At 73.8% G+C, this 26,051-nt stretch carries 21 protein-coding genes and 2 tRNA genes; 14 read left to right on the top strand and 9 right to left on the bottom strand.

Going from position 1 to position 26,051, the window contains the following annotated elements; translation table 11 throughout:
* Positions 1 to 20: 20 nt before the first annotated feature.
* Both Q0967_RS02335 and Q0967_RS02330 read left to right on the top strand, forming a co-directional pair.
* Complete coding sequence (locus Q0967_RS02335) at positions 21 to 1,034, top strand: 4-(cytidine 5'-diphospho)-2-C-methyl-D-erythritol kinase (protein ID WP_298748930.1); 1,014 nt, start codon at positions 21 to 23, stop codon at positions 1,032 to 1,034.
* The gene (locus Q0967_RS02330; protein WP_298748929.1) at positions 1,034 to 2,914 is read left to right on the top strand and encodes an ABC-F family ATP-binding cassette domain-containing protein; all 1,881 of its coding nucleotides are present in this window, start codon (positions 1,034 to 1,036) and stop codon (positions 2,912 to 2,914) included. Before Q0967_RS02335 ends, Q0967_RS02330 begins: the two co-directional genes overlap by 1 nt.
* Before the next feature lie 41 nt (positions 2,915 to 2,955).
* Here Q0967_RS02330 and Q0967_RS02325 read toward each other — a convergent pair whose 3' ends face one another.
* The 3 genes from Q0967_RS02325 to Q0967_RS02315 all read right to left on the bottom strand — a co-directional run bounded on the left by Q0967_RS02325 (position 2,956) and on the right by Q0967_RS02315 (position 4,385).
* The gene (locus tag Q0967_RS02325; RefSeq protein ID WP_298748928.1) at positions 2,956 to 3,459 is read right to left on the bottom strand and encodes a MarR family winged helix-turn-helix transcriptional regulator; all 504 of its coding nucleotides are present in this window, start codon (positions 3,457 to 3,459) and stop codon (positions 2,956 to 2,958) included.
* A gap of 142 nt (positions 3,460 to 3,601) precedes the next feature.
* Positions 3,602 to 3,680 (bottom strand) — tRNA-Gln (locus Q0967_RS02320).
* A gap of 96 nt (positions 3,681 to 3,776) precedes the next feature.
* Positions 3,777 to 4,385 carry a TetR/AcrR family transcriptional regulator gene (locus tag Q0967_RS02315; protein ID WP_174964962.1) on the bottom strand — a complete coding sequence of 203 codons (609 nt, stop codon included), beginning with the start codon at positions 4,383 to 4,385 and terminating at the stop codon, positions 3,777 to 3,779.
* Between the two features lie 93 nt (positions 4,386 to 4,478).
* On the opposite strand from Q0967_RS02315, the gene glmU reads away from it, so the two are divergent.
* The 4 genes from glmU (at position 4,479) to pth (ending at position 8,592) form a co-directional block, all read left to right on the top strand.
* Positions 4,479 to 5,996, top strand: coding sequence for a bifunctional UDP-N-acetylglucosamine diphosphorylase/glucosamine-1-phosphate N-acetyltransferase GlmU (gene glmU / locus Q0967_RS02310; protein WP_298748927.1), 1,518 nt, complete (start codon positions 4,479 to 4,481; stop codon positions 5,994 to 5,996).
* Positions 5,993 to 6,976 (top strand): ribose-phosphate diphosphokinase, encoded by a 984-nt coding sequence (locus tag Q0967_RS02305; RefSeq protein WP_298749108.1) that lies wholly within the window; start codon positions 5,993 to 5,995, stop codon positions 6,974 to 6,976. Before glmU ends, Q0967_RS02305 begins: the two co-directional genes overlap by 4 nt.
* Before the next feature lie 243 nt (positions 6,977 to 7,219).
* Entirely contained in the window at positions 7,220 to 7,897 is a 678-nt protein-coding gene (locus Q0967_RS02300; protein WP_298748925.1) for a 50S ribosomal protein L25/general stress protein Ctc, read from the top strand.
* Positions 7,898 to 7,992: 95 nt separating this feature from the next.
* The gene (gene pth, locus Q0967_RS02295) at positions 7,993 to 8,592 is read left to right on the top strand and encodes an aminoacyl-tRNA hydrolase (protein ID WP_298748924.1); all 600 of its coding nucleotides are present in this window, start codon (positions 7,993 to 7,995) and stop codon (positions 8,590 to 8,592) included.
* Positions 8,593 to 8,902: 310 nt separating this feature from the next.
* On the opposite strand, the gene Q0967_RS02290 is transcribed toward pth, so the two are convergent.
* Together Q0967_RS02290 and Q0967_RS02285 are read right to left on the bottom strand one after the other, a co-directional pair.
* Positions 8,903 to 9,622 (bottom strand): PspA/IM30 family protein, encoded by a 720-nt coding sequence (locus Q0967_RS02290; protein WP_298748923.1) that lies wholly within the window; start codon positions 9,620 to 9,622, stop codon positions 8,903 to 8,905.
* Between the two features lie 117 nt (positions 9,623 to 9,739).
* The gene (locus Q0967_RS02285; protein WP_298748922.1) at positions 9,740 to 11,833 is read right to left on the bottom strand and encodes a TPM domain-containing protein; all 2,094 of its coding nucleotides are present in this window, start codon (positions 11,831 to 11,833) and stop codon (positions 9,740 to 9,742) included.
* 132 nt (positions 11,834 to 11,965) lie between these two features.
* On the opposite strand from Q0967_RS02285, the gene mfd reads away from it, so the two are divergent.
* Positions 11,966 to 15,643, top strand: a complete 3,678-nt coding sequence (gene mfd, locus Q0967_RS02280; RefSeq protein ID WP_298748921.1) for a transcription-repair coupling factor — start codon at positions 11,966 to 11,968, stop codon at positions 15,641 to 15,643.
* A 131-nt stretch (positions 15,644 to 15,774) separates the two neighbouring features.
* On the opposite strand, the gene Q0967_RS02275 is transcribed toward mfd, so the two are convergent.
* Positions 15,775 to 16,221 (bottom strand): DUF6918 family protein, encoded by a 447-nt coding sequence (locus Q0967_RS02275; RefSeq protein ID WP_298748920.1) that lies wholly within the window; start codon positions 16,219 to 16,221, stop codon positions 15,775 to 15,777.
* Between the two features lie 54 nt (positions 16,222 to 16,275).
* Between Q0967_RS02275 and Q0967_RS02270 the strand changes: the two genes are divergently transcribed.
* From Q0967_RS02270 to Q0967_RS02245, 6 genes are all read left to right on the top strand, one after another.
* Complete coding sequence (locus tag Q0967_RS02270) at positions 16,276 to 16,812, top strand: hypothetical protein (RefSeq protein WP_298748919.1); 537 nt, start codon at positions 16,276 to 16,278, stop codon at positions 16,810 to 16,812.
* A complete protein-coding gene (locus Q0967_RS02265; RefSeq protein ID WP_298748918.1) occupies positions 16,788 to 17,804 on the top strand; it encodes a MazG family protein in 1,017 nt (338 codons plus the stop codon). The genes Q0967_RS02270 and Q0967_RS02265 overlap by 25 nt, the downstream gene beginning before the upstream one ends.
* A gap of 118 nt (positions 17,805 to 17,922) precedes the next feature.
* Positions 17,923 to 19,203, top strand: a complete 1,281-nt coding sequence (gene eno, locus Q0967_RS02260) for a phosphopyruvate hydratase (protein ID WP_298748916.1) — start codon at positions 17,923 to 17,925, stop codon at positions 19,201 to 19,203.
* Positions 19,204 to 19,339: 136 nt separating this feature from the next.
* Complete coding sequence (locus Q0967_RS02255) at positions 19,340 to 19,882, top strand: septum formation initiator family protein (RefSeq protein WP_298748915.1); 543 nt, start codon at positions 19,340 to 19,342, stop codon at positions 19,880 to 19,882.
* A 23-nt stretch (positions 19,883 to 19,905) separates the two neighbouring features.
* The gene (locus Q0967_RS02250; protein WP_298748914.1) at positions 19,906 to 20,538 is read left to right on the top strand and encodes a DUF501 domain-containing protein; all 633 of its coding nucleotides are present in this window, start codon (positions 19,906 to 19,908) and stop codon (positions 20,536 to 20,538) included.
* Entirely contained in the window at positions 20,535 to 21,497 is a 963-nt protein-coding gene (locus Q0967_RS02245) for a Ppx/GppA phosphatase family protein (protein WP_298748913.1), read from the top strand. The genes Q0967_RS02250 and Q0967_RS02245 overlap by 4 nt, the downstream gene beginning before the upstream one ends.
* Positions 21,498 to 21,510: 13 nt before the next feature.
* On the opposite strand, the gene Q0967_RS02240 is transcribed toward Q0967_RS02245, so the two are convergent.
* The 3 genes from Q0967_RS02240 to Q0967_RS02230 all read right to left on the bottom strand — a co-directional run bounded on the left by Q0967_RS02240 (position 21,511) and on the right by Q0967_RS02230 (position 24,987).
* Positions 21,511 to 22,368: a uracil-DNA glycosylase gene (locus tag Q0967_RS02240; protein WP_298748912.1), complete on the bottom strand. Its 858-nt coding sequence runs from the start codon at positions 22,366 to 22,368 to the stop codon at positions 21,511 to 21,513.
* Positions 22,369 to 22,411: 43 nt separating this feature from the next.
* Positions 22,412 to 22,485: transfer RNA gene (locus tag Q0967_RS02235), tRNA-Leu, on the bottom strand.
* 6 nt (positions 22,486 to 22,491) lie between these two features.
* Positions 22,492 to 24,987: a M14 family zinc carboxypeptidase gene (locus Q0967_RS02230; RefSeq protein ID WP_298748911.1), complete on the bottom strand. Its 2,496-nt coding sequence runs from the start codon at positions 24,985 to 24,987 to the stop codon at positions 22,492 to 22,494.
* A gap of 161 nt (positions 24,988 to 25,148) precedes the next feature.
* Here Q0967_RS02230 and Q0967_RS02225 point away from each other — a divergent pair, with 161 nt between their 5' ends.
* Positions 25,149 to 26,045, top strand: coding sequence for a Bax inhibitor-1/YccA family protein (locus tag Q0967_RS02225; protein ID WP_298748910.1), 897 nt, complete (start codon positions 25,149 to 25,151; stop codon positions 26,043 to 26,045).
* Positions 26,046 to 26,051: the final 6 nt, after the last annotated feature.

The raw sequence follows: 26,051 nt of genomic DNA, 5'->3' as shown, positions 1-26,051 counted from the left end.
CGACACCATAGGGTGAGGTCATGACCACGGGCACGCAGGCGCACTCCGTCACCGTCCGGGTGCCCGGCAAGATCAACCTCGGGCTCTCGGTCGGGCCGCTGCGTGAGGACGGCTACCACGAGCTGTCGACGATCTACCACGCCGTGAGCCTCTACGACACCGTGACCGTGCAGCCCGCCGAGCGCTGGTCGGTGCACGTCACCGGCCCCTGGGGCGAGCGGGTGCCGACCGACGAGAGCAACCTGGCCCTCGTCGCGGCCAAGACCCTGGCCAAGCGCCGTGGCCGCCGGGCCAAGGTCGACCCGGTGCGCATCGACATCGACAAGCACATCCCGGTGGCCGGGGGGATGGCCGGCGGCAGCGCCGACGCCGCCGCGGCGCTCGTGGCCTGCCGGGAGCTGTGGGGCCTGGACCACTTCGAGAACGACCTGCTCGAGCTCGTCGCCGCCAGCCTGGGCTCGGACATCCCGTTCCTGCTGCACGGCGGCACCGCGATCGGCAGCGGCCGCGGGGAGCAGATCACCCCGGTGCTCGCGCGGGGCGAGCTGCACTGGGTGCTCTGGGCGGGGGAGGGGCTCTCGCTGTCCACCCCCGAGGTGTATGCCGAGTGCGACCGCCTCCGTGCCGAGGCCGGGGTCGAGGTGCCGGCGCCGGAGCCGTCCGGCGCGCTCATGACCGCGCTGCGGCGCATGGACACCGACGAGGTCGCCGACGCGCTGCGCAACGACCTCCAGGAGGCGGCCGTCTCGCTGCAGCCGGCGCTGGCCGAGGCGTTGGCCACCGGGCTGGACCTGGGTGCCCGTGGGGCGCTCGTGTCCGGGTCCGGACCGACCGTCGCCTTCCTCGTCGGCTCGCAGACGGAGGCCATCGACCTGTCGGTCGGGCTGGCGGCCAACGGGCCGACCGGCGACATCGTGCGCGCCGTCGGTCCGGTGCCAGGGGCGCAGATCGTCCACCACCGCCCGGGCCCCGAGCCGACCCGCCCGCGCAGCGACCCCGACCGCCCCGGGCCGCTGGGCCCGGTGGTCGGCTGATGGCGCCCGCGCGCGCCAGCCTCGTCACCCTCGACCGCGCGCACCTGCTCGCCGGCACCCAGGTGCTGCTGGACCAGGTGTCGGTCGGGGTGCTCGACGGTGACCGCATCGGGGTGGTGGGCCGCAACGGCGGCGGCAAGACCTCGCTGCTGTCGGTCCTCACCGGGCGACGCACGCTGGACGCCGGCCGGGTCATCCGGACCGGTGACGTCACCGTCGGCATGCTCAGCCAGACCGACGTCCTCGACCCGGAGGCCACGGTGCGCGAGGTCGTGCTGGGCGACCTGGACGAGCACGAGTGGGCGGGGGACGCGCGGGTGCGGGAGGTGCTCGAGGGCTTGCTGGGCGGCACCGACGCGCCGGCCGTCGGCGGGTGGGACGCGGTCGTCGGGCCGCTCTCCGGGGGCGAGCGGCGCCGCCTCGCGCTCGCCTCGCTGCTCGTGGCTGACCCGGACCTGCTCGTCCTCGACGAGCCCACCAACCACCTGGACGTCGAGGGGGTCGCGTGGCTGGCGGCATACCTCTCGGGCCGGAGGCCGCAGCCGGGCAACGCGTTGGTGGTCGTCACCCACGACCGGTGGTTCCTCGACGCCGTGTCCACCCTGACCTGGGAGGTGTCCGACGGCGAGGTCCACGTCTACGAGGGGGGCTACGCCGCCTACGTGCTCGCCAAGGTCGAGCGGCAACGCATCGCGCGGGTGACCGAGGAGCGCCGCGCCAACCTCGCCCGCAAGGAGCTGGCCTGGCTGCGCCGCGGGGCGCCGGCGCGGACGAGCAAGCCGAAGTTCCGGATCGACGCCGCGACCGAGCTCATCGAGGGCGAGCCGCCGCCCCGGGACAGCGTCGAGCTGGTGCGCTTCGCGACGACCCGGCTCGGCAAGGACGTGCTCGACCTGCTCGGCGCGACGATCCGGGTCGGGGAGCGCGACCTGCTGACCGAGGTGACCTGGCGGATCGGGCCGGGGGACCGGTTCGGGGTGGTGGGGGTCAACGGCGCCGGCAAGTCCACGCTGCTGCGCGTGCTGCAGGGCGAGCACCCGCTGGTCGCCGGCAAGCTCAAGACGGGCAAGACGGTGCGGATGGCGTGCCTCACCCAGGAGCTGCGCGAGCTCGACCGGGTGGCCGGGTGGAGCGTCATCGACGCCATCACCGAGGTGCGCTCGTTCACCGTCATCGGCGGCAAGGAGGTCTCGGCGAGCTCGCTGGCCAAGCGGCTGGGCTTCTCCGGCGGGCGTCAGCAGTCGCGGGTCGGTGACCTGTCCGGTGGTGAGCGGCGGCGGCTGCAGTTCGTCCGGCTGCTCATGGACGAGCCCAACGTCCTCCTGCTCGACGAGCCGACCAACGACCTCGACATCGACACCCTCACCGCGATGGAGGACGTGCTCGACGGGTGGGCCGGCACGCTGCTCGTCGTCTCGCACGACCGCTACCTGCTGGAGCGGATGACCGACCGGCAGGTGGCGCTGCTCGGGGACCGCTCCCTGCGGGACCTGCCCGGTGGGGTCGAGGAGTACCTCCGGCTGCGCCGCGAGCGACCCCGGGGCGGGGTGGGCGGCCGCGGTGGGTCGGGGATGCCGTCCGCCGCGCCCGCGCGTGGCGGTGCCGGTGCTGCCGGCGGCGGGTCCGCCGCGGCTCCGGTCGCCGGGGCGTCGGCATACTCGCCGGCGCAGGTGCGGGAGGCTCGCAAGACGCTGGCGAGGGTGGAGAAGGCGCTGGACCGGCTGCAAACCCAGCAGTCGCGGCTGCACGAGCAGATGGCCGCCGCGGCGACCGACCCGGAGGAGCTGGGCCGGTTGACGGCGCAGGACGCCGACCTCGTCGCCCAGGAGGACGCCCTGGAGCTCGAGTGGCTCGAGGCGTCGGAGGCTGCCGAGGGCTGAGCGGTCGGCGCGCGCGCTCGTGCCGCGCACGCGCCGGTGGGTCAGCTCCCGTCGAAGGGGGTGAGCAGACCCTTGAGGAGCTGGGCCAGCTCGGCCTGCCGCTCCGGGGGCAGGCCGAGCAGCAGCCGGCGCTCGTCGGCCACCAGGTCGGCCAGCGCGGCGTCCACGACGTCGCGACCGGTCGCGGTCAGCCGCACCAGCGTGGACCGGTGGTCGGCCTCGGAGGCGGCCCGCTCGACGAGCGAGCGCTCCACCAGCCGGCTGATGCGGTTGGTCATCGTGCCGCTCGTGACCAGGGTCTGCCGGACCAGCTGGGTCGGTGTGAGCTCGTAGGGGTCACCGGCACGGCGCAGGGCCGAGAGGACGTCGAACTCCCAGGACTCCAGGCCGTGCGCGTCGAAGACCGCTCGGCGGGCCAGGTCGAGGTGACGCGCGAGCCGGGAGACCCGCGAGAGCACCTCGAGCGGGCTGACGTCCAGGTCGGGACGCTCACGGCCCCAGGCGGCGACGATGCGGTCGACCTCGTCGTCCGGCGCCTGGCTCATGGGGACCACAGTAGGCGACCGCCCGGGCCGCTGGTCCGGCGCTGGACAACCATTCGCGGCGCTCGGTGGGGTGGAGGGCAACCATATGCGGCGCTCGGTGGGGTGGAGGGCAACCATGTGCGGCGCTCGGTGGGGTGGAGGGCTCCCCGGGTAGGAATCGAACCTACGTCGCTAATCCTGATTCAAAGTCAGGCGGCCCCTACCAGCAGAGCAACCGGGGAAAGCACCGGCCAGCCTAACAATGCGCACCAGGCCCTCGCCCCGGCTGCTCAGGGCGGCGGGGTCAGCCTGTGGCCCGGCTGCTCAGGGCGGCGGGATCAGCCCTTGGCCCGGCTGCGCAGGGTGGGGCGGGCCTCCATCCCGGCGAGGCCGTTCCACGCGAGGTTGACGAGGTGCGCGGCGACGTCCTCCTTCTTCATGCGGCGCGAGTCCAGCCACCAGCCGCCCGGGATCGCGACCATCCCCACGAGCATCTGCGCGTAGAGCGGCGCGGTCTTGGGGTCCAGCCGGCGACGCTTGAACTCGGCAGCGAGGATGTGCTCGACCTGGGTCGCGATGTCGCTGATGAGCGAGGCGAACGACCCGGTCGACTGGCCGGGCGGGCTGTCCCGCACGAGGATCCGGAACCCGTCGGTGGAGGTCTCGATGTAGTCGAGCAGCGCCATCGCCGCCGCCTCCAGCAGCGCCCGCGCGTTGCCCTCGTGCTCGGTGAGGGCGTCGGTGATCTGACCGAGCAGGGCCTGGATCTCGCGGTCGACGACGACGGCGTACAGCCCCTCCTTGCCGCCGAAGTGCTCGTAGATCACCGGTTTGGACACGTCCGCCGCCTCGGAGATCTGCTCCACGCTCGTGCCCTCGAAGCCGCGCTCGGCGAACAGCGCGCGCCCGACCTCGATGAGCTGCTGGCGTCGCTGGGGGCCGGTCATCCGGTGTCGGGAGGTCTTCGGGCTCGGGGTCACGGCCCCCATCATGCCAAGCGCCGGATCGTGGGCGTGCGGGGCAGAGGTACAGTCGGTGCCGTGACGACCCACCACCCCGCTGCCGTCATCATCCTCGCCGCCGGTCAGGGCACCCGTATGAAGAGCTCGATCCCCAAGGTGCTGCACCGCATCGGTGGACGCTCTCTCGTCGGTCACGCGATGTATGCCGCCCGCCAGGCCGGGCCGCAGCACCTCGCCGTGGTCGTGCGGCACGAGCGGGAGCGCGTCGCCTCCCACGTCGCCGAGCTGGACGGCGACGCGCTGGTCGCCGACCAGGACGAGGTGCCCGGCACGGGGCGGGCCTGCGAGTGCGGTCTGGACGCCCTGCCCGCCGACCTCACCGGCACCGTCCTGGTGACCATGGGCGACGTGCCGCTGCTGTCCGGGGAGACGCTGCTCGAGCTGACCCGCGTGCACGAGGAGCGCGGCTCCGCCGTCACCCTGCTCTCCGCGGTCGTCGACGACGCCGGCACCTACGGCCGCGTGGTCCGCGACGCCGACGGCGAGCTCGCCGAGATCATGGAGTTCAAGGACGCCCGCCGGCGTCGCGAGGAGGGCGACCCCGACTACGCGCACGTCGTGGACATCCGGGAGTTCAACTCCGGCATCTACGCCTTCGACGTCGAGGTCCTGCGGCGCGCGCTGACGCAGGTGGGGCAGGCCAACGAGCAGGGCGAGAAGTACCTCACCGACGTCATCCGCATCGCCCGCGAGGAGGGCCGCACCGTCGTCGCGCACCCCCTCGAGGACCTCATGCAGACCGAGGGCGTCAACGACAAGGTGCAGCTCGCGGCGCTCGGCAAGGAGCTCAACCGCCGGGTGGTCACCCGGCACATGCGCGACGGGGTCATCGTCGTGGACCCGGACACCACCTGGATCGACGCCGACGTCACCATCGGCCAGGACACCGTCATCCGCCCGGGCAGCCAGCTCCTGGGCGCCACGACCGTGGGCACCGAGGCCGCGGTCGGACCGGACACGACGCTGACCGACTGCGAGGTGGGTGACGGGGCCAGCGTCGTCCGCACCCAGGCCGAGCACGCGCTCATCGGACCGCGCGCCACGGTCGGCCCGTTCTCCTACCTCCGGCCCGGCACCGTGCTGGGCGAGGGCGGCAAGATCGGCGGCTTCGTCGAGACCAAGAACGCCGACATCGGCCCGGGGGCCAAGGTCCCGCACCTCACCTACTGCGGCGACGCCACGATCGGCGAGGGCGCCAACATCGGCGCCGGCACCATCTTCGCCAACTACGACGGCGTCGCCAAGCACCACACCATCGTCGGCCGGCACAGCTTCGTCGGGTCCGACTCGGTGCTCGTGGCGCCGGTCGAGATCGCCGACGGTGCCTACGTCGCGGCCGGCTCCACGATCGAGGGCCGGGTCGAGCCCGGGCAGATCGCGGTCGCCCGCTCGCGGCAGCGCAACGTCGACGGCTGGGTCGCCCGGCGCCGGGCCGGCACCGCGACCGCCGCCGCCGCCGAGGCCGCGAGGGCCGACGGCATACCCCCGCAGGGCGGCGACGACACCCACCCCGAGCAGAGCGCACAGGAGAGCTGATGGGCATCCACAAGACGACCGAGAAGAACCTCATGGTCTTCTCGGGCCGGGCGCACCCCCAGCTCGCGGAGGAGGTGGCCGACGCGCTCGAGACGCACCTCGTGCCGATGCAGTCCTACACCTTCGCCAACAGCGAGATCTACGTCCGCTTCGACGAGTCGGTGCGCGGCTGCGACGCCTTCGTCATCCAGAGCCACACGGCGCCGGTCAACGAGTGGATCATGGAGCACCTCATCATGGTCGACGCGCTCAAGCGCGGGTCGGCCAAGCGGATCACCGTCGTGCTGCCCTTCTACGGCTACGCCCGCCAGGACAAGAAGCACCGCGGCCGCGAGCCGATCTCCGCCCGGCTGATCGCCGACATGTTCAAGACCGCCGGGGCCGACCGGCTGCTCACCGTCGACCTGCACACCGCCCAGATCCAGGGCTTCTTCGACGGCCCGGTGGACCACCTCATGGCCACGCCGATCCTGTCCGAGCACGTCCGGGAGAAGTACGGCGACCGCAAGCTCGCCGTGGTCTCGCCGGACGCCGGCCGGATCAAGGTCGCCGAGTGGTGGAGCAACAAGCTGGGCGGGGTGCCGCTGGCGTTCATCCACAAGACCCGCGACGTCGAGCGGCCCAACCAGTCCGTCGCCAACCGCGTCGTCGGTGAGGTCCAGGGACGGACCTGCATCCTCGTCGACGACATGATCGACTCCGGGGGCACCATCTGCCAGGCCGCCGAGGCGCTCATGAAGGACGGCGCCGCGGAGGTCGTCATCGCCGCGACCCACGCCATCTTCTCGGACCCGGCCATCGAGCGGCTGACCAACTCGGTCGCCACCGAGGTCGTCGTCACCAACACGCTGCCGCTGTCCGAGGAGGCCCTGGCCATGGACAAGCTCACCGAGCTGTCCATCGCGCCGCTGCTGAGCCGGGCCATCCGCGAGGTCTTCGAGGACGGCTCGGTGACCTCGATGTTCGAGGGTCGCGCCTGACCGGTCGTTCTGGACCTACGCTTCTGGTGCCCGCTCCCCAGAAGGCGATGTCCAGAACGGCGAGCGCGGGGGATTTCGTGAGCGGCCCGGACGGGCGATAGACTGGTCGGCGTTGCCTCGGCGAGGGATGCTGCGCGGTGTCCGTCATCGACGAAGAGCTCACGGTGATCGCTGCCCCGCGCCGTGTCCCGCGTCGAGGCCTGACCCCATCCCACCGCATACCCCCTGAACGAGGTCTCACCCATGGCTGACCAGCTGAAGCTTCCCGCCGAGAAGCGCACCGAGTTCGGCAAGGGCGCTGCCCGCCGCATCCGTCGCGCCGACAAGGTGCCCGCCGTGCTCTACGGCCACGGCACCCCGCCGCTGCACCTGTCGCTGCCCGGCCACGAGGCCATGCTCGCGCTGCGTCACTCCAACGCGGTCCTCACCCTGGACGTCGAGGGCGAGACGCACATGGCCCTGGCTAAGGACGTGCAGCGCGACCCGATCAAGCGCTTCATCGAGCACGTCGACCTGGTCGTGGTGCGCAAGGGCGAGAAGGTGACCGTCGAGGTCGGCGTGCACCTGGAGGGCGAGGCCGCGCCGGAGACCCTGGTCACCACCGACCACTCCGTGCTCGAGGTCGAGGCCCCCATCACCAGCATCCCCGAGTGGCTCATGGTGTCCGTCGAGGGCCTGGAGGCCGGCACCCAGGTGCTGGCCGGCGAGGTCGAGCTGCCGGCGGGCGTCACCCTGGTCACCGACCCGGAGGCGCTGGTCGTCAACGTGTCCCAGCAGCTGTCCGAGGAGGCCGCGGAGGCCGAGCTCGCCGAGGCCGAGGCCGAGGCCGGCATCGAGCAGGAGGAGTCCGACGACGAGGCTGCCGAGGGCGGCTCCGCCGAGGGCGACTCCGGCGAGGACGCCGAGGCCAAGGACGAGTGATCCGTCGCGGGCTCCGGCCCGCACCCGCGTGATCGTGGCCGCGCCGGTGTCGTCCGGGCGCGGCCACGCCGCGTCGGAGCAGGAACGAGGAAACGATGACTGAGGCACCGTGGCTGGTGGTCGGCCTGGGCAACCCCGGGACGAGGTATGCCGGCAACCGGCACAACGTGGGCGCCATGGTGGTCGAGGAGCTGGCGCGGCAGGCGGGGGCGGGCCTGCGGCAGCACAAGGCCGGCCGTGCGTGGGCCGCCGAGGTGCGCCTGGGCACGGCGGCCGGCGGGCTCCCCGGCCCCCGGGCCGTCCTGGCCCGACCCATGACCTACATGAACGTCTCGGGCGGGCCGGTCTCGGGTCTGGCGTCCTTCTACAAGGTCCCCGTCGAGCGGGTGGTCGTGGTGCACGACGAGCTCGACATCGAGCCCGGCCAGGTGCGGCTCAAGCGCGGTGGCGGCGAGGGTGGTCACAACGGGCTGCGCTCGATCAGCCAGTCGCTGGGGAGCAAGGACTACCTGCGGGTGCGGCTGGGGATCGGGCGGCCCCCGGGCCGGCAGGACCCGGCGGACTGGGTCCTGTCCGACTTCCCGACCAAGGACCGGGTCGAGACCGAGCTGCTCGTCGGAGACGGTGCCGACGCGGTCGTCGACCTCGCCCAGCTCGGCCTGGAGGCCACCCAGCAGCGCTTCCACGCCCGCTGAGCAGACGGCCCGCTGAGCAGACGGGCCATCGGGCGGGTGCCCCGCCCGCCCAGCCGGGCCCGCACCGCCGCCGTACGACCCGCGGGTCGCACGGTGCGGTGAGGGCTCGCCCGGGCGCGACGAGGCTCGTCACACCGGCACCGCCGGACACTCCCGTCACCGGCTGCGGGGACAGGTCCGTCTGCCGGCGATATACCTCGTGCAGACGGACATGTCCCCGCACCCTGGGACGCGTGCGGCTGCTGTGGTGCGAGTGGACGGGGCCACGGGCCGGGCGCGCGCCCGGCAGGGTTCGCGGCCCCGTCGGGCCTCAGCCGCCCTGGTTCTTCAGCTGGGCGAGGCGGGCCTCGATCTCGGCGTCGCCGCTGCTGGTCTCCAGCTCGGCGAACTGGTCCTCCAGGCTGGCCGACTGCGCCTCGGCGCGACCGGCGACCATGGCCTCCTGCTTGCGGATGCTGTCCTCCCAGCGGGACAGGTCGCTGCTGGGGTCCATGACGTCGATGGAGGACATCGCCTCCTGGACCTTCTCCTGCGCCTCCACCGAGCGGGCCCGGGCGACGAGGGTGCTGCGCCGCGACTTGAGGTCCTCGAGCTTGGTCTTCATGGTGACGAGGCCGGCCTTGAGCTGCTCGACGGTCTGGTTCTGCTGGGCGATGGTGGGCTCGGCGTTGCGCACGTCCTCCTCGTGCTGGATCTGACGGCCCAGCGCCACGCGGGCGAGGTTGTCGAACTTGTAGGCGCCGTCCGGGTCGCCCGCCCCGCGCATCTGCTCGGCCTTGGCCGAGGCGGCGGCGGCCTTGCGGCCCCACTCGGCGGCGGCCTCGCGGTCGGTCTGCAGGTCGCCCTCGGCCATCCGCACGTTGGCGATGGTCTGCGCGACCGCCTCCTCGGCCTCGGCGATGGAGTTGGTGTAGTCCCGGACGAGCTGGTCCAGCATCTTCTCGGGGTCCTCCGCGCGGTCCAGCAACGCGTTGATGTTGGCGCGGGCGAGCTGCCCCACCCGCCCGAGGATCGTCTGCTTCTGGGTCATGTGGTCCCATCCTTTCTCCGCCCGCGTCGTCGCGGGTCACGCTGGTCAGATGTCGAGGGTATGACGTGCCCGCCCCACCCCCGGTTGCGCTCGGCCCGGTGCGTGGTCGGGTCTGGCTCAGAACCGGCCGCCCGAGAACGTCCCCCCTCCGCCGCCGCCACCGAAGGAGCCGCCACCGAAGGAGCCCCCGCCGAAGCCGCCGCCCCCGCCACCACCGCCGCCGAAGGACCCGCCCCCGCCCCAGCCGCCCCGGTGCCGGTGCGAGCTGCCCATGCCGGAGAGGATGCCGCCGAGCACGAGCGACCAGGGGTCGATGCCCCGGTGCCCGCGCCCCGAGGACGGGCCGCCGAACCCGCCGGGGCCGCCCCACTGGTCGGCGTCGCGCTGCGCCTCGGTGAGCGCCTGCTCGCCGAGCTGCTCGGCCCGGGTGAGCAGCTGCATGGCCGCCGTGGGCGACTCGGTGGCCTGGGCCACCGCGTCGTCGTAGAGCCGCAGCGCCTCCGAGATGCGGGTGCGGGGGCCGCTGCCCACGGCGCCGCGCCGGGTGGCGACGGTCTGGTCGATGCTGCGCAGGCGTGCCCCGACCCGGCTCACCCGCGCCTCGAAGTCACCGCGCAGCTTGGCCTGGTGGCGGTCCGACTCGCGCAGCGGCTCGAGCAGGGCGTCGAGGTCGTGCTCGGCGGCGTCGAGCTCGGTGAGGGCACGCAGCGGGTCGCCGCCGTCCCGGCTGGCCTGGGCCTGCTCGATGGCGGCCCGGGCCCGCTGGACCGCCTGCGCCACCGTGGGCTCGCCCGCCCCCAGCCGACGGGCGTCCTGGAGGTCGGCGGACAGCGAGGCGATGCCGGCCGTGATGGCCTCCCCGGCCCCCCGCAGCTCGGCGTCGGCGGTGGAGACCTGGTCGAGCAGGGTCGCCGCCTGCCCGACGGACTCCTCCGCGGCCCGCGCCGCCGCGACCGCCGAGGCGCGGTCGTCCCGCTCCAGGGACTGCCGGCCGGCCGTGACGAACCCGTCCGCCGAGTCCAGCAGGTTGGTGGCCTGGGCGAGGTTGCCGCGCACCGTCGCCAGCGCGGCCGCCGGGTGGCGCGCCGCCAGACCGCGCAGCTCCTGCTCGGCGGCGGGCAGCCGCTCCCGCGTCTCCCGGGCCCGGGTGGCGAGCTCGGCGAGGAACTGCGGGGCCTGGTCCTGCAGCGAGCGCAGCCGCGCGAACTCCTGGGTCCGGGCGTCCAGCTCGGCCCGCGCGGTCCCGGCCAGCTCCAGGATGCGGCCCAGCATGCCGCGCTGCACGCTCTCCGGCTCCTCGGTGTCGTCGTCCAGCTGCTGGCGCAGGCCGAAGGCCTCCCGGGCCGCCTGACGGGCCCGGTCCAGCGCGGCGCCGAAGGCCTCGGTCCGCTGGGTGCCGAACTGCGCCCTCGCGAAGTCGAGCTCCTCGCCCGCCGAGCGCACGGCGTCGTCCATGGCCACGAGTGCCTCCGCGGCCTCGCGGTGCAGCTCGGACAGGCTCCGGCCCTGCGCGTGGGGCGGCACCGGGGCGCCGGGGTCGGGGCGCCGCCGCTGCCGGCTCCGGACGGCCATGGCGACCCCGCCCACCACCAGGGGCGCGAAGAAGAGGAGCGGGAAGGCGCCGCCCAGACCCCCGGAGGAGGTGGGGTAGACCTCGTCCCCGTCGGGCACGCTGACACCGCCGCCCGAGGAGGCGCCGGCATACTCCCGGGCGAAGCCCTCGGTGGCCCCCTCCACGGCGCCCGCCCAGTCGTCCTCGGCCAGGCGCGGCTCGATGTCCTGCAGCTGCACGGCCTGGACCTGCTCCTGCGACAGGGTGCCGCCGGCGTCGCCGACCCCGTAGGCACGCTGGTCCACGGCGACGGCCAGCAGCAGGTCGCCGGTGCCCATCGCGGACTCCTCGGCGGTGAGGGTGGCCCACTCCTCGCCGCCCACCGTGGCCCCGGAGGAGTCCTCGAAGGTGTCGACGTAGGCCACGAAGAGCTGCAGCCCGGTCTCCTCGCGCAGCGCCTCGATCTGCTCGGTGGCGGCGGCCTCCTCGGCGTCGGTGAGCACGTCGGCGGGGTCGTGGACCGCGTCCTCGAGGGAGCTGGGCTGCTCCGCGGCGGCGGTGTCCACGACCACCGGGACCAGGGTCAGCGCGGCCCCCACGGCGAGGAGCCCCGCCGCTCCCGGGCGCAGCGTCCTGGAGCGATGTGTCGAGTGGCTCACACCTCCCGATCCTGCCCGACGGGGGTGCGCGCCGCCACCCTGGGGTGGTCGCCTCCCGCTGGGGCCGGGTCCGTCGGTCACCGGACCTAGACTGGACCGTCGTCCCCCGTCTCTCCCGTGAGGTCTCCCGGTATGCCGCTCGCCCCCCTCCTCGCCGCCCTGCGCACCCAGGCGGAGGTCGCCGCCGTGCTCGAGGCACGGGCCCGCGGCGAGCAGGCCGTGGAGGTCTCCGCCGCGCCGGGGCTGCACCCGGCGCTGGTGGCGCTGCTCGCGACCCGCGAGGACGAGGCTGCGTCGGACGAGGACGAGACCCCCGCCCCGCTGCTGGCGGTCACGGCGACCGGCCGCGAGGCCGACGACCTGGTCGGGATGCTGGGCGAGCTGCTGCCCGGCGGGCCCGACGTGGTGGCCGGATTCCCCAGCTGGGAGACGCTGCCGCACGAGCGGCTCAGCCCGCGCTCTGACACCGTCGGCCACCGGCTGGCCACGCTGCGCCGGCTCGCGCACCCGGACCTCACCGGGCAGGACCCGGCGACCGGTCCGGCCCGCGTCGTGGTCGCCAGCGTCCGGGCCCTCCTGCAGCCGCTGGTGCAGGGCCTGGGCGAGCTCGTCCCCGTCGCGCTGCGCGCGGGCGAGGACCGCCCGCTCACCGAGGTCGTCGAGGCCCTGGCGGCAGCGGCGTACACCCGGGTCGACATGGTCGAGCGGCGCGGCGAGTTCGCGGTGCGCGGCGGGATCCTCGACGTCTTCCCGCCCACCGAGGAGCACCCGGTCCGGGTGGAGTTCTGGGGGGACACGGTCGAGGAGGTGCGCTGGTTCAAGGTCGCCGACCAGCGCAGCCTGGAGATCGCGAGCCACGGCCTCTACGCCCCGCCGTGCCGGGAGGTGCTCATCACCGAGGCGGTGCGGGCCCGGGCCGCCGAGCTCGTCGACGTCCTGCCGGGCGCCGAGGACCTGCTCGCCAAGATCGCCGAGGGCATCGCGGTGGAGGGGATGGAGTCGCTCGCCCCGGCGCTCGTCGACGGCATGGAGACCCTGGTCGACGTCCTGCCGGAGGGGTCCGGCGTGGTGGTGCTCGACCCGGAGCGGGTGCGGACCCGCGCCCACGACCTGGTGCGCACCAGCGAGGAGTTCATGCAGGCCGGGTGGGCCGCCGCGGCCGGGGGTGGCGCGGCCGTGCCCATCGACCTGCAGCAGGTGCTCGGCACCGCGTCCTCGTGGTCGCTCGCCGAGATGCGCAGCCACGCCCTGGGGACCGGCCGCCCCTGGTGGTCGCTGTCGGCCTTCGCCGCCGACGAGACCCTCGAGGAGTTCGTGGAGCAGGCGGGGGCGGACGAGCCGTCCGCGACCGACGACGAGCCCGCCCTGCACACCCTGGACGTGCCGTCCGCCCCGGCGACGGCATACCGCAGCGACGTCGGGGCCATCGTCGCGGACGCCCGCGGGTGGCTCGCCGCGGGACGCCCGGTCGTCCTCGCGCTGGACGGTCCCGGCCTGGCCCGGCGCGTGGGGGAGGTGCTGACCGAGCACGAGGTGGCCCATCAGGTGGTGGAGCGCCTCGAGGCGCTCGGGGACGCCCCGCTGCCGACCGACCGCGTCACCGTGACCACCGGCCGGGTGGGTCGCGGCTTCCTGCTCGCCGAGGCCGGGCTCGTCCTCCTCGGGGAGTCCGACCTCACCGGCCAGCAGGGCACCGGGGGCAGCACCAAGGACATGCGGCGGATGCCCTCGCGCCGCCGCCACCAGGTCGACCCGCTGCAGCTGCGCCCGGACGACTACGTCGTGCACGAGCAGCACGGTGTGGGCCGCTTCGTCGAGATGGCGCAGCGTCAGGTGCAGGGGGCGACCCGCGAGTACGTCGTCCTGGAGTACGCCCCGTCGAAGCGGGGCCAGCCGGGGGACCGCCTCTACCTGCCGACCGACCAGCTGGACCAGCTGACGAAGTACGTCGGCGGGGAGGCGCCCACGCTGCACCGCCTGGGCGGGGCGGACTGGCAGAAGACCAAGTCCCGGGCCCGCAAGCACGTCCGGCAGATCGCCGCCGAGCTCATCCGGCTCTACTCCGCGCGCCAGGCCACGCAGGGGCACGCCTTCGGCCCGGACAGCCCCTGGCAGCGCGAGCTGGAGGACGCCTTCGCCTTCACCGAGACCCCGGACCAGCTGGTCTCCATCGACGAGGTGAAGGAGGACATGGAGAAGACCGTGCCCATGGACCGCCTCATCAGCGGTGACGTCGGCTACGGCAAGACCGAGATCGCGGTGCGCGCGGCCTTCAAGGCGATCCAGGACGGCAAGCAGGTCGCGGTGCTCGTGCCGACGACCCTGCTCGTCCAGCAGCACTTCCAGACCTTCTCCGAGCGGTATGCGCAGTTCCCCGTCACCGTGCGCGCGCTGTCACGCTTCCAGAGCGACAAGCAGGCCAAGGAGGTCGTCGACGGGATCAAGGACGGCTCGGTCGACCTCGTCATCGGCACCCACCGGCTGCTCGGCTCGACGGTGCGCTTCAAGGACCTCGGCCTGGTCATCATCGACGAGGAGCAGCGCTTCGGCGTCGAGCACAAGGAGCAGCTCAAGGCCCTGCGCACCAACGTCGACGTGCTGGCCATGTCGGCCACGCCCATCCCGCGCACCCTGGAGATGGCGATTACCGGCATCCGGGAGATGTCGACGCTGGCGACGCCGCCGGAGGAGCGCCACCCGGTGCTGACCTTCGTCGGCGGCTACGACGAGAGGCAGATCGCCGCCGCGATCCGCCGCGAGCTCCTGCGCGAGGGGCAGGTGTTCTTCGTGCACAACAAGGTGAGCTCCATCGAGAAGGTCGCCTCCCGGCTGCGCGACCTCGTGCCGGAGGCGCGCATCGAGACGGCCCACGGGCAGATGGGCGAGCACCGGCTGGAGCAGGTCGTGGTCGACTTCTGGGAGCGCCGCTTCGACGTGCTCGTCTGCACGACCATCGTCGAGACCGGCCTGGACATCTCCAACGCCAACACGCTCGTCGTGGACCGGGCCGACACCTTCGGCCTCTCCCAGCTGCACCAGCTGCGCGGGCGGGTCGGCCGCGGTCGGGAGCGGGCCTACGCCTACTTCCTCTACCCCCCGGAGAAGCCGCTCACCGAGACGGCGGTGGACCGGCTGCAGACCATCGCCTCCCACACCGACCTGGGCGCCGGCATGGCGGTCGCGATGAAGGACCTCGAGATCCGCGGAGCCGGCAACCTGCTCGGCGGCGAGCAGTCCGGGCACATCGAGGGCGTCGGCTTCGACCTCTACGTCCGGCTCGTCGGCGAGGCCGTGTCCGCCTTCAAGGGCGAGAGCCAGGCGGCGCCCGCCGAGGTCAAGATCGAGCTGCCGGTCGACGCCCACCTGCCGCACGACTACGTCCCGGGGGAGCGGCTGCGGCTCGAGGCCTACCGCAAGCTGGCGCAGGTCGGCGACGAGCAGGGGCTCGAGCTCATCCGCGAGGAGCTCGTGGACCGCTACGGCGCACCACCGCCCCCGGTGCAGACGCTGCTGGAGGTGGCGCGGCTGCGCACCGTCGCCCGCGCGGCGGGGATCAGCGACATCGCCCTGCAGGGCCAGATGGTCCGGTTCGCACCGGTGGAGAACCTCAGGGAGAGCCAGCAGCTGCGCCTCACCCGGGTCTACAGGGGCACGATCATCAAGCCGGCGCTGCGCCAGATCCTCGTGCCCGTGCCCAAGACCGCGGCGGTCGGCGGGAAGCCGCTGCGCGACCAGGACATCCTGGACTGGGCGAGCCAGCTGGTCCGCGGCATCCTGCTCGACGATTTCGCCGCCGCCAGCGCCACCTGAGGCCGCCGCGGCCAGGTCGGGACTCCGTCACCCACTCATTTAGCCGGTATGCGCGACTGCACCGGTCGTGCCGCCAGATGCCTGGATGAGCGAGCACAGGTGGTGCAGTCGCGCGCCCCGGTGCGGGGCTGTCAGTGGACGAAGGTCTCCAGGGTGGTGCCGAGCCGGGGCAGGGCCGCGACGACGTGCTCCTTCGCCTTCCCGCGGAAGGAGGCATACACCCGGCCCAGCGGGTTGCCCTGGACCCGGGCGGCCGCCGAGTCGGCGACGGCCAGCAGCTCGTCCGCCACCTGGCCGGACCGTGCCGGGTCGGAGAGGTAGGTCCCGAAGGGCACCTCGCCCTTGGCCTCGTAGTGCGGGTCGAGCGCGCGGGCCATGCCCGGGAGCAGCCGGTCCACCCCCTTGCGGACGTTGCTCTCGCTGGCCCTGCGCGCCCCGCCGAAGGCGGTCTTGAGCATCGTGCCGGAGATGCCCTTCTTGGTCGAGACCTCCGCGTCGGCCAGGACGAGCAGCGCGTCGACCACGCGGGGTCGGGTGGCGGGGTCGAGGACGGCGTCGCTCAGGGTGCTCGTGGTCATGGCCCGAGCATGGCACGGCCGGTGGTCCGGGGGGTGCGTGCGATGATGGGGACCGTGAAGCGCGCATACTCCTTCCCCCTCGCCGCCTCGGTCACCGCGGTCGTCCTGTCCGGGTGCAGCGGGGTCGGCATGACCGAGGGTGTCGTCATCGACGGCACCGGCTACTCCGTGGGGGAGGTGCAGGAGGCGACCGAGCAGCTCAGCGAGGTGTCGCCCGAGCCGGTCGACACGGCGACGGTCATCTACCAGGCGGGCATCGCCCCGCTCCTCGGCGGCTGGTTCGAGGGCACGAGCTACGAGGTGACCGAGAGCGAGGTCCGCACCTCGCTCTCCGACGCCGGCCTCGAGGGGGACGCGGGCGACCTCACCGTGCAGGCCGTCAGCGCCCAGCGCTACCTCGCCGTCATCAACGACCAGGCCGCGATGTCCGACGAGGAGCTCGCGCCGGTCGTGGCCGAGCTGCAGACCCTGACCCAGGAGGACCTCGGGGCCCTCCCGGTCGAGGTCAACCCGCGCTTCGGTGCGTGGAGCCCGGCCGGTGACGGCGTCCTGCCGCAGGTGCCCGAGTGGATCGTCCAGCCCGAGAGCTGAGCCTGCTGCTGACCTCCCCCCGGGTGGCGCCGGGGCTGTTGTCGGCCGCGGCCTGGCAGGCCCTGGGAGCGGCCGACCACGTGCTCGCCGCCGACCCCTCCGAGCCCACCCCGGGCGCGCTGGCGGCGGCCGGTGTCGAGGTGACCCGGGCGGGCGGGGGCACCCCGGCGCAGCGCGCCGAGGAGCTGCTGGGGCTGCCCGGACGCGTGGTGTGGGTCGGCTCGCCCGACGGGGACCCCGGGCTGGCCGAGGCGCTCGCGGTGCAGCTCCCCGAGGAGGACCCACCGAGCCTGGAGCTGCTCGTCGGGTCCTGGGACACCCCGGGCTCCCGGCTGCTGGACGCCGTGGCCGTCATGGACCGGCTCCGATCGCCCGGCGGCTGCCCGTGGGACGCGCAGCAGACGCACGCCAGCCTCACCCCCTACCTCGTGGAGGAGGCGCACGAGGCCGTGGAGGCGCTCGACCACCTCGACGAGGCCACCGGCCCGGCCCGGGAGCACGCCATCGAGGAGCTCGGGGACGTCCTGCTGCAGGTGCTCTTCCACGCCCGGGTCGGGGCCGAGCACGGGGAGGAGCCGTTCGACGTCGACGACGTCGCGGCCGGGCTGGTCGCCAAGCTGGTCCGGCGCCACCCGCACGTCTTCGGCGGCAGCGAGGTCGAGGGGCCCGACGACGTGGCCCGCGCCTGGGAGCAGATCAAGGAGCAGGAGCGCGCCGACGCCGGGGCGGCCGCCCGCGAGCACCCCCTGGACGGCATCCCCGCCGGTATGCCCTCGCTCGCCCGCGCCGCCAAGGTCGTCTCCCGGCTGGGTCGTGACGGGCAGGGCGCGTGGCTGGACGACGCGGCGGCCGGGCTGGAGACCGACGGCGACGCCGGCGCGGCGCTGCTGCGCGCCGTCCTCGACCTGCGCGCCCGGGGGGTCGACCCCGACCGGGCGCTGCGGCATACCCTCCGGACGGTGGAGGCGGCCGCGCGCGAGCGGAGCCGCTGACGCGGCCGGCCCCGGGGCGCGAGCCTGCCGCGGCCCGCCCCCGGCGCTAGGCTGAGGCGCGACAGAGCCCGCCAGTGCTGCCGGACGACCCCGAGACGCCCTACCGAAAGGAGCGCACATGGCTGCCATCGACGCCATCATCGCCCGCGAGATCCTCGACTCCCGAGGCAACCCCACCGTCGAGGTGGAGGTCGGCCTGGACGACGGCACCGTCGCCCGCGCCGCCGTCCCCTCCGGCGCCTCCACCGGCGCCTTCGAAGCGGTCGAGCGCCGCGACGGCGACGCCACCCGCTACCTCGGCAAGGGCGTCGAGAACGCCGTCGCCGCCGTGATGGACGACCTCGAGCCGCGGCTGCTGGGCTTCGACGCCTCCGAGCAGCGTCTGGTCGACAACGAGATGCTGGCCGCCGACGGCACGGCCAACAAGGGGGAGATCGGGGCCAACGCCATCCTCGGCGTCTCCCTGGCCGTGGCCAAGGCCGCCGCGGACTCCGCCGGGCTGCCGCTGTTCCGCTACGTCGGGGGCCCCAACGCGCACGTCCTGCCGGTGCCGATGATGAACATCCTCAACGGCGGCTCGCACGCCGACTCCAACGTCGACATCCAGGAGTTCATGATCGCCCCGGTCGGGGCCCCGAGCTTCCGCGAGGCGCTGCGCTGGGGCACCGAGGTCTACCACGCGCTCAAGGCCGTGCTCAAGAAGCGCGGGCTGTCGACCGGCCTGGGCGACGAGGGCGGTTTCGCCCCCGACCTCGCCTCCAACCGGGCCGCCCTCGACCTCATCGTCGAGGCGATCACCGCGGCCGGCTACACGCCCGGCTCCGACATCGCCCTGGCGCTGGACGTCGCCGCCAGCGAGTTCTTCGAGAAGGGGAAGTACACCTTCGAGGGCAAGAAGCGCAAGGCCGCCGACATGGTCAAGTACTACGCCGAGCTGGTCGACGCCTACCCCCTCGTGTCCATCGAGGACCCCCTGGACGAGGACGACTGGGAGGGCTGGGCGCAGATGACCGCGCAGCTGGGCGACCAGGTCCAGCTGGTGGGCGACGACCTCTTCGTCACCAACCCCGAGCGGCTGCAGCGGGGCATCACCGAGCGGGCGGCCAACGCGCTGCTGGTCAAGGTCAACCAGATCGGCTCGCTCACCGAGACCCTGGACGCCGTGGCGCTGGCGCAGAGCAACGGCTTCCGCTGCATGATGAGCCACCGCTCCGGCGAGACCGAGGACGTCACCATCGCCGACCTTGCGGTGGCCACCAACTGCGGCCAGATCAAGACCGGCGCGCCGGCCCGTTCCGAGCGCGTCGCGAAGTACAACCAGCTGCTGCGCATCGAGGAGGAGCTGGACGACGCGGCGGTGTATGCCGGCGTCGGCGCCTTCCCGCGCTTCCGCGGCTGAGCCACCGCGTCCGCGCCCGGGGGGATCTGCCGAGGTCCCCCCGGGTCGCGGCGCGGCGTGCGGCGAGCGGCCGGGCGGACGGCATACCCTGGCCACACCCGTCCCAGCCACCCCACCCGAGTGTCGAGGAGCCCCGATGAGCACGGCCCGTGGCCCGCGCGACCGGCGCACCTCGCGCGCCGGCAGCCGCCCCACCGGCCCGACCCGGCGGACCCCGGCCCGTCGGCCCGGCGGCCGGTCGCGCCCGGCGACGACGGCGACGCAGCGGCAGGCGCCGGTGCACGTCCGCCGGCTCATCACGCTCGGGGTCCTGCTCGTCGTCATGGCCCTCGTCCTGGCCCCTGCGCTGTCCGGCTTCCTCCGGCAGCGGGCCGACATCGGCGCCCTGCACCAGGAGATCGCCGCCGAGCAGGAGGAGATCGCCGCGCTCGAGCGCGAGCTGGCCCGGTGGGAGGACCCGGACTACGTGGAGCAGCAGGCCCGCGAGCGGCTGCGCTTCGTCAAGGAGGGCGAGACGGCCTTCACCGTCATCGACGACACCGGGAGCGACTACACTGAGGCGCTGCCAGGAATGGCCCCGGTGAGCGATGACGTGATGGCCGACAGCCCGTGGTACTCCCAGGTCTGGGAGTCGGTCACGATCGCGAACGAGGGGCTCCCCGAGACCACGGAGCCGTAGGAGCACGGCCCGCAGAGAAGGACATGAGCGAACTCGACCGCACCACGCTCGACGAGACTCCCACCGAGGAGGATCTCGAGGTCATCACCCGTCAGCTCGGCCGTGAGCCGCGCGGGGTCGTCTCCATCGTGCACCGCTGCCCGTGCGGCTGCCCCACGGTGATCCGCACCGAGCCGCGCCTGCCGGACGGCACCCCCTTCCCCACGAGCTTCTACGCCACCTGCCCCAAGCTCACCGGCGCGATCTCGACGCTGGAGAGCGAGGGGCTCATGAAGTCGATGTCGAAGCGGCTCGCCGAGGACGAGGGTCTGCGCTGGGGGTATGCCCAGGCGCACGACGACTACCTGCGTCGCCGCGAGGAGCTGGCCCACGTGCCGGAGATCGCCGGCATCAGCGCCGGCGGCATGCCCAACCGGGTCAAGTGCCTCCACGTGCTCGTCGCGCACAGCCTGGCCGCGGGGCCGGGGGTCAACCCGCTGGGGGACGAGGCCGTCGCGGCCCTCCCGGACTGGTGGGAGGGCGGCTGCTGCTCGGGGGTCTCCGCCGTCGACGACGAGCGCTGCGACTCCTGCCCCAAGCACCACCCGCTGCCCGAGCCCCGCACCGAGGGCGACCCCGGGGACGAAGGACCCGAGGCAGGCGGGTCCGCGGCATGACGCGTGTGGGTGCCGTCGACTGCGGCACCAACTCGATCCGGCTGCTCGTGGCCGACCTCGAGCCCGGTGACGGCGCCGCCCCGGTGCTGCGCGAGGTCACCCGGCAGATGCAGATCGTCCGGCTGGGCGAGGGCATCGACGCGACCGGGGCGATCGGCGAGGCGGCCATGGCGCGCACCCTGGCCGTGGCGCAGGGGTATGCCGAGCAGTGCCGGGACCTCGGCTGCGAGCGGGTCCGCTTCGTGGCCACCTCGGCCTCCCGTGACGCCTCCAACGCGGCGGACTTCGTCGCCGGGGTCCAGGACGCCTTCGGCGCCTTCGACGTCACCCCCGAGGTGGTGACCGGGCAGGAGGAGGCGGCGCTCTCCTTCGCGGGCGCGACCGGGCCCCTGCGCGATGCCGGGGCCCCGGGCCCCTACCTGGTCGTCGACATCGGCGGGGGCTCGACCGAGCTGGTGCTGGGGGACGGGACGGGCACCGCGGTGGCGGCGTCCCGCTCGGTGGACATCGGCTGCGTCCGGCTGACCGAGCGCCACCTGCACGACGACCCGCCGGGCGAGGACCAGGTGTGGGCGGCGCTGTCCGACATCGTCCGCGCCGTCGACGACGTGGCCGGGACGGTGGACCTCTCCGGGGTCGGCACCCTCGTCGGGCTCGCCGGCTCGGTCACCACGGTGACCGCCCACGCGCTGGGGCTGCCGGCATACCAGCGGGACCGGATCCACGGCGCCGAGCTGGACGTCGACCAGGTGGTCGACGCCTGCAGCGACCTGCTGCTCAGCCCACGCTCGCGCCGCCGGGAGCTGCCGTTCATGCACGAGGGTCGCGTGGACGTCATCGGCGCCGGTGCCCTCGTGTGGCGCACGGTCGTCCAGCGGGTGGCGCACGACTCCGGCCTGCGGACCGTGCGGGCCTCGGAGTCCGACATCCTCGACGGGATCGCCCTGTCCCAGGCGTGAGGGGCCGCCCGGCTCAGAGCCGGGCGATCACCTCGTCCAGCATCGCCTCGGTGAGCCGGCCGGTGAAGGTGTTCTGCTGGCTGACGTGGTAGCTCCCCAGGAGCCGCACCGGTCGTCCCGACGCGCTGCGCAGGCGGGCCTCGGCGCCGTGGCCGAAGCGGGGCCGCGGCCGGGGCACCTCCCAGCCGGCGGACCGCGCCCCGGCCAGGAAGGCGTCCCAGCCGATGCCGCCGAGGGCGAGCACGGAGCGCAGCGTCGGTTCCACCAGGGCCAGCTCACGCTCCAGCCACACCCCGCAGGTATGCCGTTCGGCCGCCGTCGGGGCGTTGCCGGGCGGCGCGCAGTGGACGGCTGCGGTGATGCGCACCGACGTGAGCGACAGGCCGTCCCCGGCGTGCGTGGAGGACGCCTGGGAGGCGTAGCCGGCGCGGTGGAGGGCGGCGTAGATCCAGTCGCCGGACCGGTCGCCGGTGAAGATGCGCCCGGTCCGGTTGGCCCCGTGGGCGGCCGGGGCGAGGCCGACGACCAGGATCTCGGGAGCGGGGTCGCCGTAGCCGGGGGCGGGGCGGCCCCAGTACGGCTGGTCGGCGTAGGCGGCCCGGCGGGTGCTCGCGACCTCCTCGCGCCAGTCCACCAGCCGGGGGCATGCGGAGCAGACGCTCACCCGCGCGTCGAGGGTGTGCAGGTCGCGGGACCCGGCCGCCTGCCTGCGGACCCCGCCCTCGCTGCGCGCCGCCCGCAGGCCGGCGGGGGCCGGGTCCTGCGGCCATCCCGACCCGGGCGGCACGGGGGAGGGGAACACCTCTCCGGTGAGCGGGTGCGGGTCGCCGGCGACCGGGGGGACGGGGTCCGGGGAGGGGCGCTGCGGCATACCCCCATCCTGCCCGGCACGAGACGCCTCAGGCCGGCCTGGGTGCCCCCGGCGGGACTCGAACCCGCACTGAACCCATTTTAAGTGGGCTGCCTCTGCCGATTGGGCTACGGGGGCCGGGGCCTAGCGGGCGTCCGACCCGACCCAGAGCAGCGCCCGGGCGACGAGGGCGAACTGGCCCTTCGGGTGCGCCCGGAAGAGCGGCTCGGTGCCGAAGAGGACACCGCGCGAGCCGTCCGTCTCGGCGCTGACGACGACCGCCTGCCCGGCGGCGTCCTCCGGGCCACCCTCACCGGCCGAGGTGGCCCGCCAGTGGCCGCTGACGAGGGGCTTCTCGCCCAGGCGCTGGTCGACCCGCACGTCGTCGCCGAGTCCCGTGAACCACACGGGCGAGTAGACGAAGGTCTCGCCGGTCGCCGCCGCCGTGATCGGGCTGTCCGTGGCGTTGTCCACGCTGACGACGCCGTTGGCGTCGCTGCGGCCGCGCACGGCGGTGGCCTCGACGAGGTCCACGGCGTCGTTCAGCCGGGCGCCGGCGACACCCCGTCCCACGACGCCGCCGCCGTCGCCGAGGAAGTCCTGCACCTCCGAGCGGGCCTCGTCGGACAGGTCGGCCCAGTCGAGGCCGCTGGAGACGTAGAGCGCATCCAGGTCGGACAGGTCCAACCCGTCGTTGAGCGCGGCCGTGCTGACCTCGCGGACGGTCAGGCCCATCTCGGTGAGGGCCCAGCGCTCCTCCGCGGTCCCGGAGACCCCGACGACGCGGTCGGAGGCCTCGAGCGCCTCGCCGGCGGCTCCCTCGGGGGCGGCGGCCAGCTCGACGCCGAAGGTGTCGACGACGTTGCCCGCCGCCCAGGGGTAGTCGGCCGGGACCAGCACCGAGCCGTCGGCCAGCAGCTCGACCGGCACGCCCTGCTCCAGGAGCAGGCTGGCGGCCTGCACGTCCGCCGGGTCCTGCATCGGCAGCAGCCACCCCGAGCTGCTGTCGGCCAACGACCCGGTGGGGTCGGCGCCCTCGACCAGCCCGCCACCGATGCGCAGCGGGTCGCCGTCGGGCACCGTGTCGACGTCGGCGCCCCAGAGCAGGGCGTGGCTCCACCCGGAGATGTCGTACATCGCGTCGACCCGGTCCGAGATGTCCGTGCCCCGGCCGAGGATGGTGTTGGCCATGCCGCGCTTGGCCTGGTGCAGGTCCACGACGTAGCTGCCGGCGGGGTAGGAGCGTCCGGCCAGGAGCCGGTCCCGCTCGAGCCGGGTCACCTCGACGTCGTTGGCGACGAGGAAGTCCACGAGCCGGGCCGCGGCCGGGGCGGACCGCTGTCCGTCTCCCACCGGGATGACGTAGGCCCGCGGGTAGGAGGTGGTGTAGACGTCCTCCGGACCGATCACGCCGTCGAAGAGACCCTCCTCCACCGGCGTCTGCGGCTCGCCGGCCTCGCCGCGCCGGAAGATCTCGATGTGGTCGGCGAGGAGCTCCTCGCGGTGCGCCGCGGCATACTCCAGCGTCCCGGAGATCGCCGCGGAGGCGATGTCGGTGTTGATCGCGGAGCGGCGCCGCAGCTCCTCCGCGGGCAGGTCGTAGGACGCGTTGTTGACCCGCAGCGGGATCTCGATGGTGTGCGCGACGGCACCGTGCAGCGCGGCGTACTGCGGGGTGAAGATCGGCGGCCAGTCGTCCCAGCCCTCGTCCCAGTCGCGCAGCGGGACCTGGACCGGACGCACGCCGTCGCCCTCGTCGTAGCCGAGCCCGTTGACGGCCTCCTCCATCCCCAGCCCGTTGGGGTAGGCGTGCTTGATGAAGAGGTCGTACTCGTAGTTCTCCCCGTGCGGCGGCGTCGTGGGCTCGACGAGGGTGCCGTTGACGTAGCCGTGCAGGTCCAGCATGAGCAGCGGCTGGGTGTGGATCAGGGCGTCGCGGACGGCGACGGTCTCGGGCTGGGTGGCGGTCACGAAGTCGCGGTTGAGGTCGAAGCCGGCCGCGTTGCGGCGGGTGTTGTCGTGCCGTCCGTCGGGGTTCGCCGAGATGACCAGGTGGATGCGGGAGCGCTTGAGCAGCTTCTTCACCGCGGCGTCGTTGCTCGTCGCGTAGTCCTCCACGAGCCGCAGCGCGGCGTCGGTGCCCTCGAACTCGTTGCCGTGGATGTTGGCGTTGACGAAGATCGGCGTCTTGTACTGCTGGGCCAGCCGCCGGTCCCGGGCGGCCGTCGCCGGGTCCTCGGTGATGAGGTCGCGGTAGGCGGCCTGGCGCCGTGCCTGGTTGGCGTTCTCCTTGGCGGTCAGGGTCACGAGGTAGACCTGGCGGCCCCCGGCGGTCTGCGTGAGGACCTCCGCGGAGACGCGGTCCGAGCGCTCCATCGCGGCGTTGAGTTGTCGCGCGATGTCGTGGTATGCCGTCAGCCCCGGCTTGAGGGCGGCGTCGGACTCCTCCACCGGCGGCTCCGGCAGCGGCTCCTGGCGCGGGTAGGCCGCGTCGCTGACCGGGTGGGCGGCCAGCGGGGCCGCGGTGACCTGCGCAGAGGGAACGGAGGGCACGGCCGCTACCGGCGCGGCGGTCAGGCCGGCGCTCAGGGCCAGGGCCAGGACGCCGGTGAGCGCGGGCGGGCCGGTGCGGTGCGACATGCATCTCCTCGTCGTGGGGCGCAGGCCAGGATAGCCCGGCCCACCGACACGCACCAGGCTCGCCCCGAGGACCGGAATCCTCCGGTGGCCTCGCACGTTTATCCTGGTGACACCAGACATCGGGGTCGCACGACCCCGGTGCCGACCTACTTGGAGGATCCATGGCCGTCAACCCGGTCTTCAACCGCATCGACAAGGAGGCCGCCCAGGGCGGGTATGCCGGTTTCGGCACCCAGCAGCAGGGCGGATACGCCCAGCAGGGCTACGCCCCGCCCCAGGGTCAGCCCACGTTCCCCGCCGGCTACCAGCCCGGCCCGAGCGAGAGCATGTCCGACCAGCAGCTGCGCGACCTCTACGACCAGCCGCCCGCCGGCCCGGCGCAGACCGGCCGGCTCACGCTGGACGACGTCGTCGTGAAGACGCTGGTGCTGTTCGGCCTGGTCCTGGCCAGCAGCGCCGTCACCTGGTTCGTCGTCGGTGCGCAGCCGGACATCGCCACGCCCGTGTGGCTGCTGGGGATGCTCGGCTCCCTCGGCCTGAGCTTCGCCATCGCCTTCAGCAAGAAGGTCAACGTCGGCCTGATCGTCAGTCACGCCGTGCTCCAGGGTCTCTTCCTCGGGGCGATCAGCGTGACCTTCGAGGCCCGCTACCCCGGGGTGGTGTCGACCGCCGTCGTCGCGACCCTGGCCACCTTCGTCGGAATGTTCATCGGCTGGAAGGCCGGCTTCATCAAGGTGACGAGCAAGTCGCGGCGCATCTTCGGCATGTTCGCCATGGGATACCTGGTCTTCCTGCTCGTCAACCTGGGCGCCTCGTTCCTCGGTTTCGGCGACGGCTGGGGCATCTACGGCGGCCCGCTCGGCATCCTCATCTCGCTGCTCGGTGTGGGGCTCGCGTCCTACAGCCTGGCCGTCGACTTCGACTCGGTCGACCGTGCGGTCAGCGGCGGCGCTCCGGAGAAGTACTCCTGGCTGCTGGGCCACGGCCTCGTCGCCAGCCTCGTGTGGCTCTACATCGAGTTCCTGCGGCTCTTCGCGATCCTGCAGAGCAGCGACTGAGCACCC

Origin of the sequence: uncultured Serinicoccus sp. (assembly GCF_947500995.1) — a bacterium.
In the GTDB taxonomy this organism is placed as follows: Bacteria; Actinomycetota; Actinomycetes; order Actinomycetales; family Dermatophilaceae; genus Ornithinicoccus.
The sequence above is the reverse complement of the archived record's forward strand: the minus strand, read 5'-3'. Positions and strand labels throughout refer to the sequence as shown.

Bases quoted from the DNA above. Each gene is read 5' to 3' on its own strand.
- Q0967_RS02335 (WP_298748930.1), top strand. From the start codon at position 21: ATGACCACGGGCACGCAGGCGCACTCCGTCACCGTCCGGGTGCCCGGC.
- Q0967_RS02330 (WP_298748929.1), top strand. From the start codon at position 1,034: ATGGCGCCCGCGCGCGCCAGCCTCGTCACCCTCGACCGCGCGCACCTG.
- Q0967_RS02325 (WP_298748928.1), bottom strand. From the start codon at position 3,459: ATGAGCCAGGCGCCGGACGACGAGGTCGACCGCATCGTCGCCGCCTGG.
- Q0967_RS02315 (WP_174964962.1), bottom strand. From the start codon at position 4,385: ATGACCGGCCCCCAGCGACGCCAGCAGCTCATCGAGGTCGGGCGCGCG.
- Q0967_RS02300 (WP_298748925.1), top strand. From the start codon at position 7,220: ATGGCTGACCAGCTGAAGCTTCCCGCCGAGAAGCGCACCGAGTTCGGC.
- pth (WP_298748924.1), top strand. From the start codon at position 7,993: ATGACTGAGGCACCGTGGCTGGTGGTCGGCCTGGGCAACCCCGGGACG.
- Q0967_RS02290 (WP_298748923.1), bottom strand. From the start codon at position 9,622: ATGACCCAGAAGCAGACGATCCTCGGGCGGGTGGGGCAGCTCGCCCGC.
- mfd (WP_298748921.1), top strand. From the start codon at position 11,966: ATGCCGCTCGCCCCCCTCCTCGCCGCCCTGCGCACCCAGGCGGAGGTC.
- Q0967_RS02275 (WP_298748920.1), bottom strand. From the start codon at position 16,221: ATGACCACGAGCACCCTGAGCGACGCCGTCCTCGACCCCGCCACCCGA.
- eno (WP_298748916.1), top strand. From the start codon at position 17,923: ATGGCTGCCATCGACGCCATCATCGCCCGCGAGATCCTCGACTCCCGA.
- Q0967_RS02255 (WP_298748915.1), top strand. From the start codon at position 19,340: ATGAGCACGGCCCGTGGCCCGCGCGACCGGCGCACCTCGCGCGCCGGC.
- Q0967_RS02250 (WP_298748914.1), top strand. From the start codon at position 19,906: ATGAGCGAACTCGACCGCACCACGCTCGACGAGACTCCCACCGAGGAG.
- Q0967_RS02245 (WP_298748913.1), top strand. From the start codon at position 20,535: ATGACGCGTGTGGGTGCCGTCGACTGCGGCACCAACTCGATCCGGCTG.
- Q0967_RS02240 (WP_298748912.1), bottom strand. From the start codon at position 22,368: ATGCCGCAGCGCCCCTCCCCGGACCCCGTCCCCCCGGTCGCCGGCGAC.
- Q0967_RS02230 (WP_298748911.1), bottom strand. From the start codon at position 24,987: ATGTCGCACCGCACCGGCCCGCCCGCGCTCACCGGCGTCCTGGCCCTG.
- Q0967_RS02225 (WP_298748910.1), top strand. From the start codon at position 25,149: ATGGCCGTCAACCCGGTCTTCAACCGCATCGACAAGGAGGCCGCCCAG.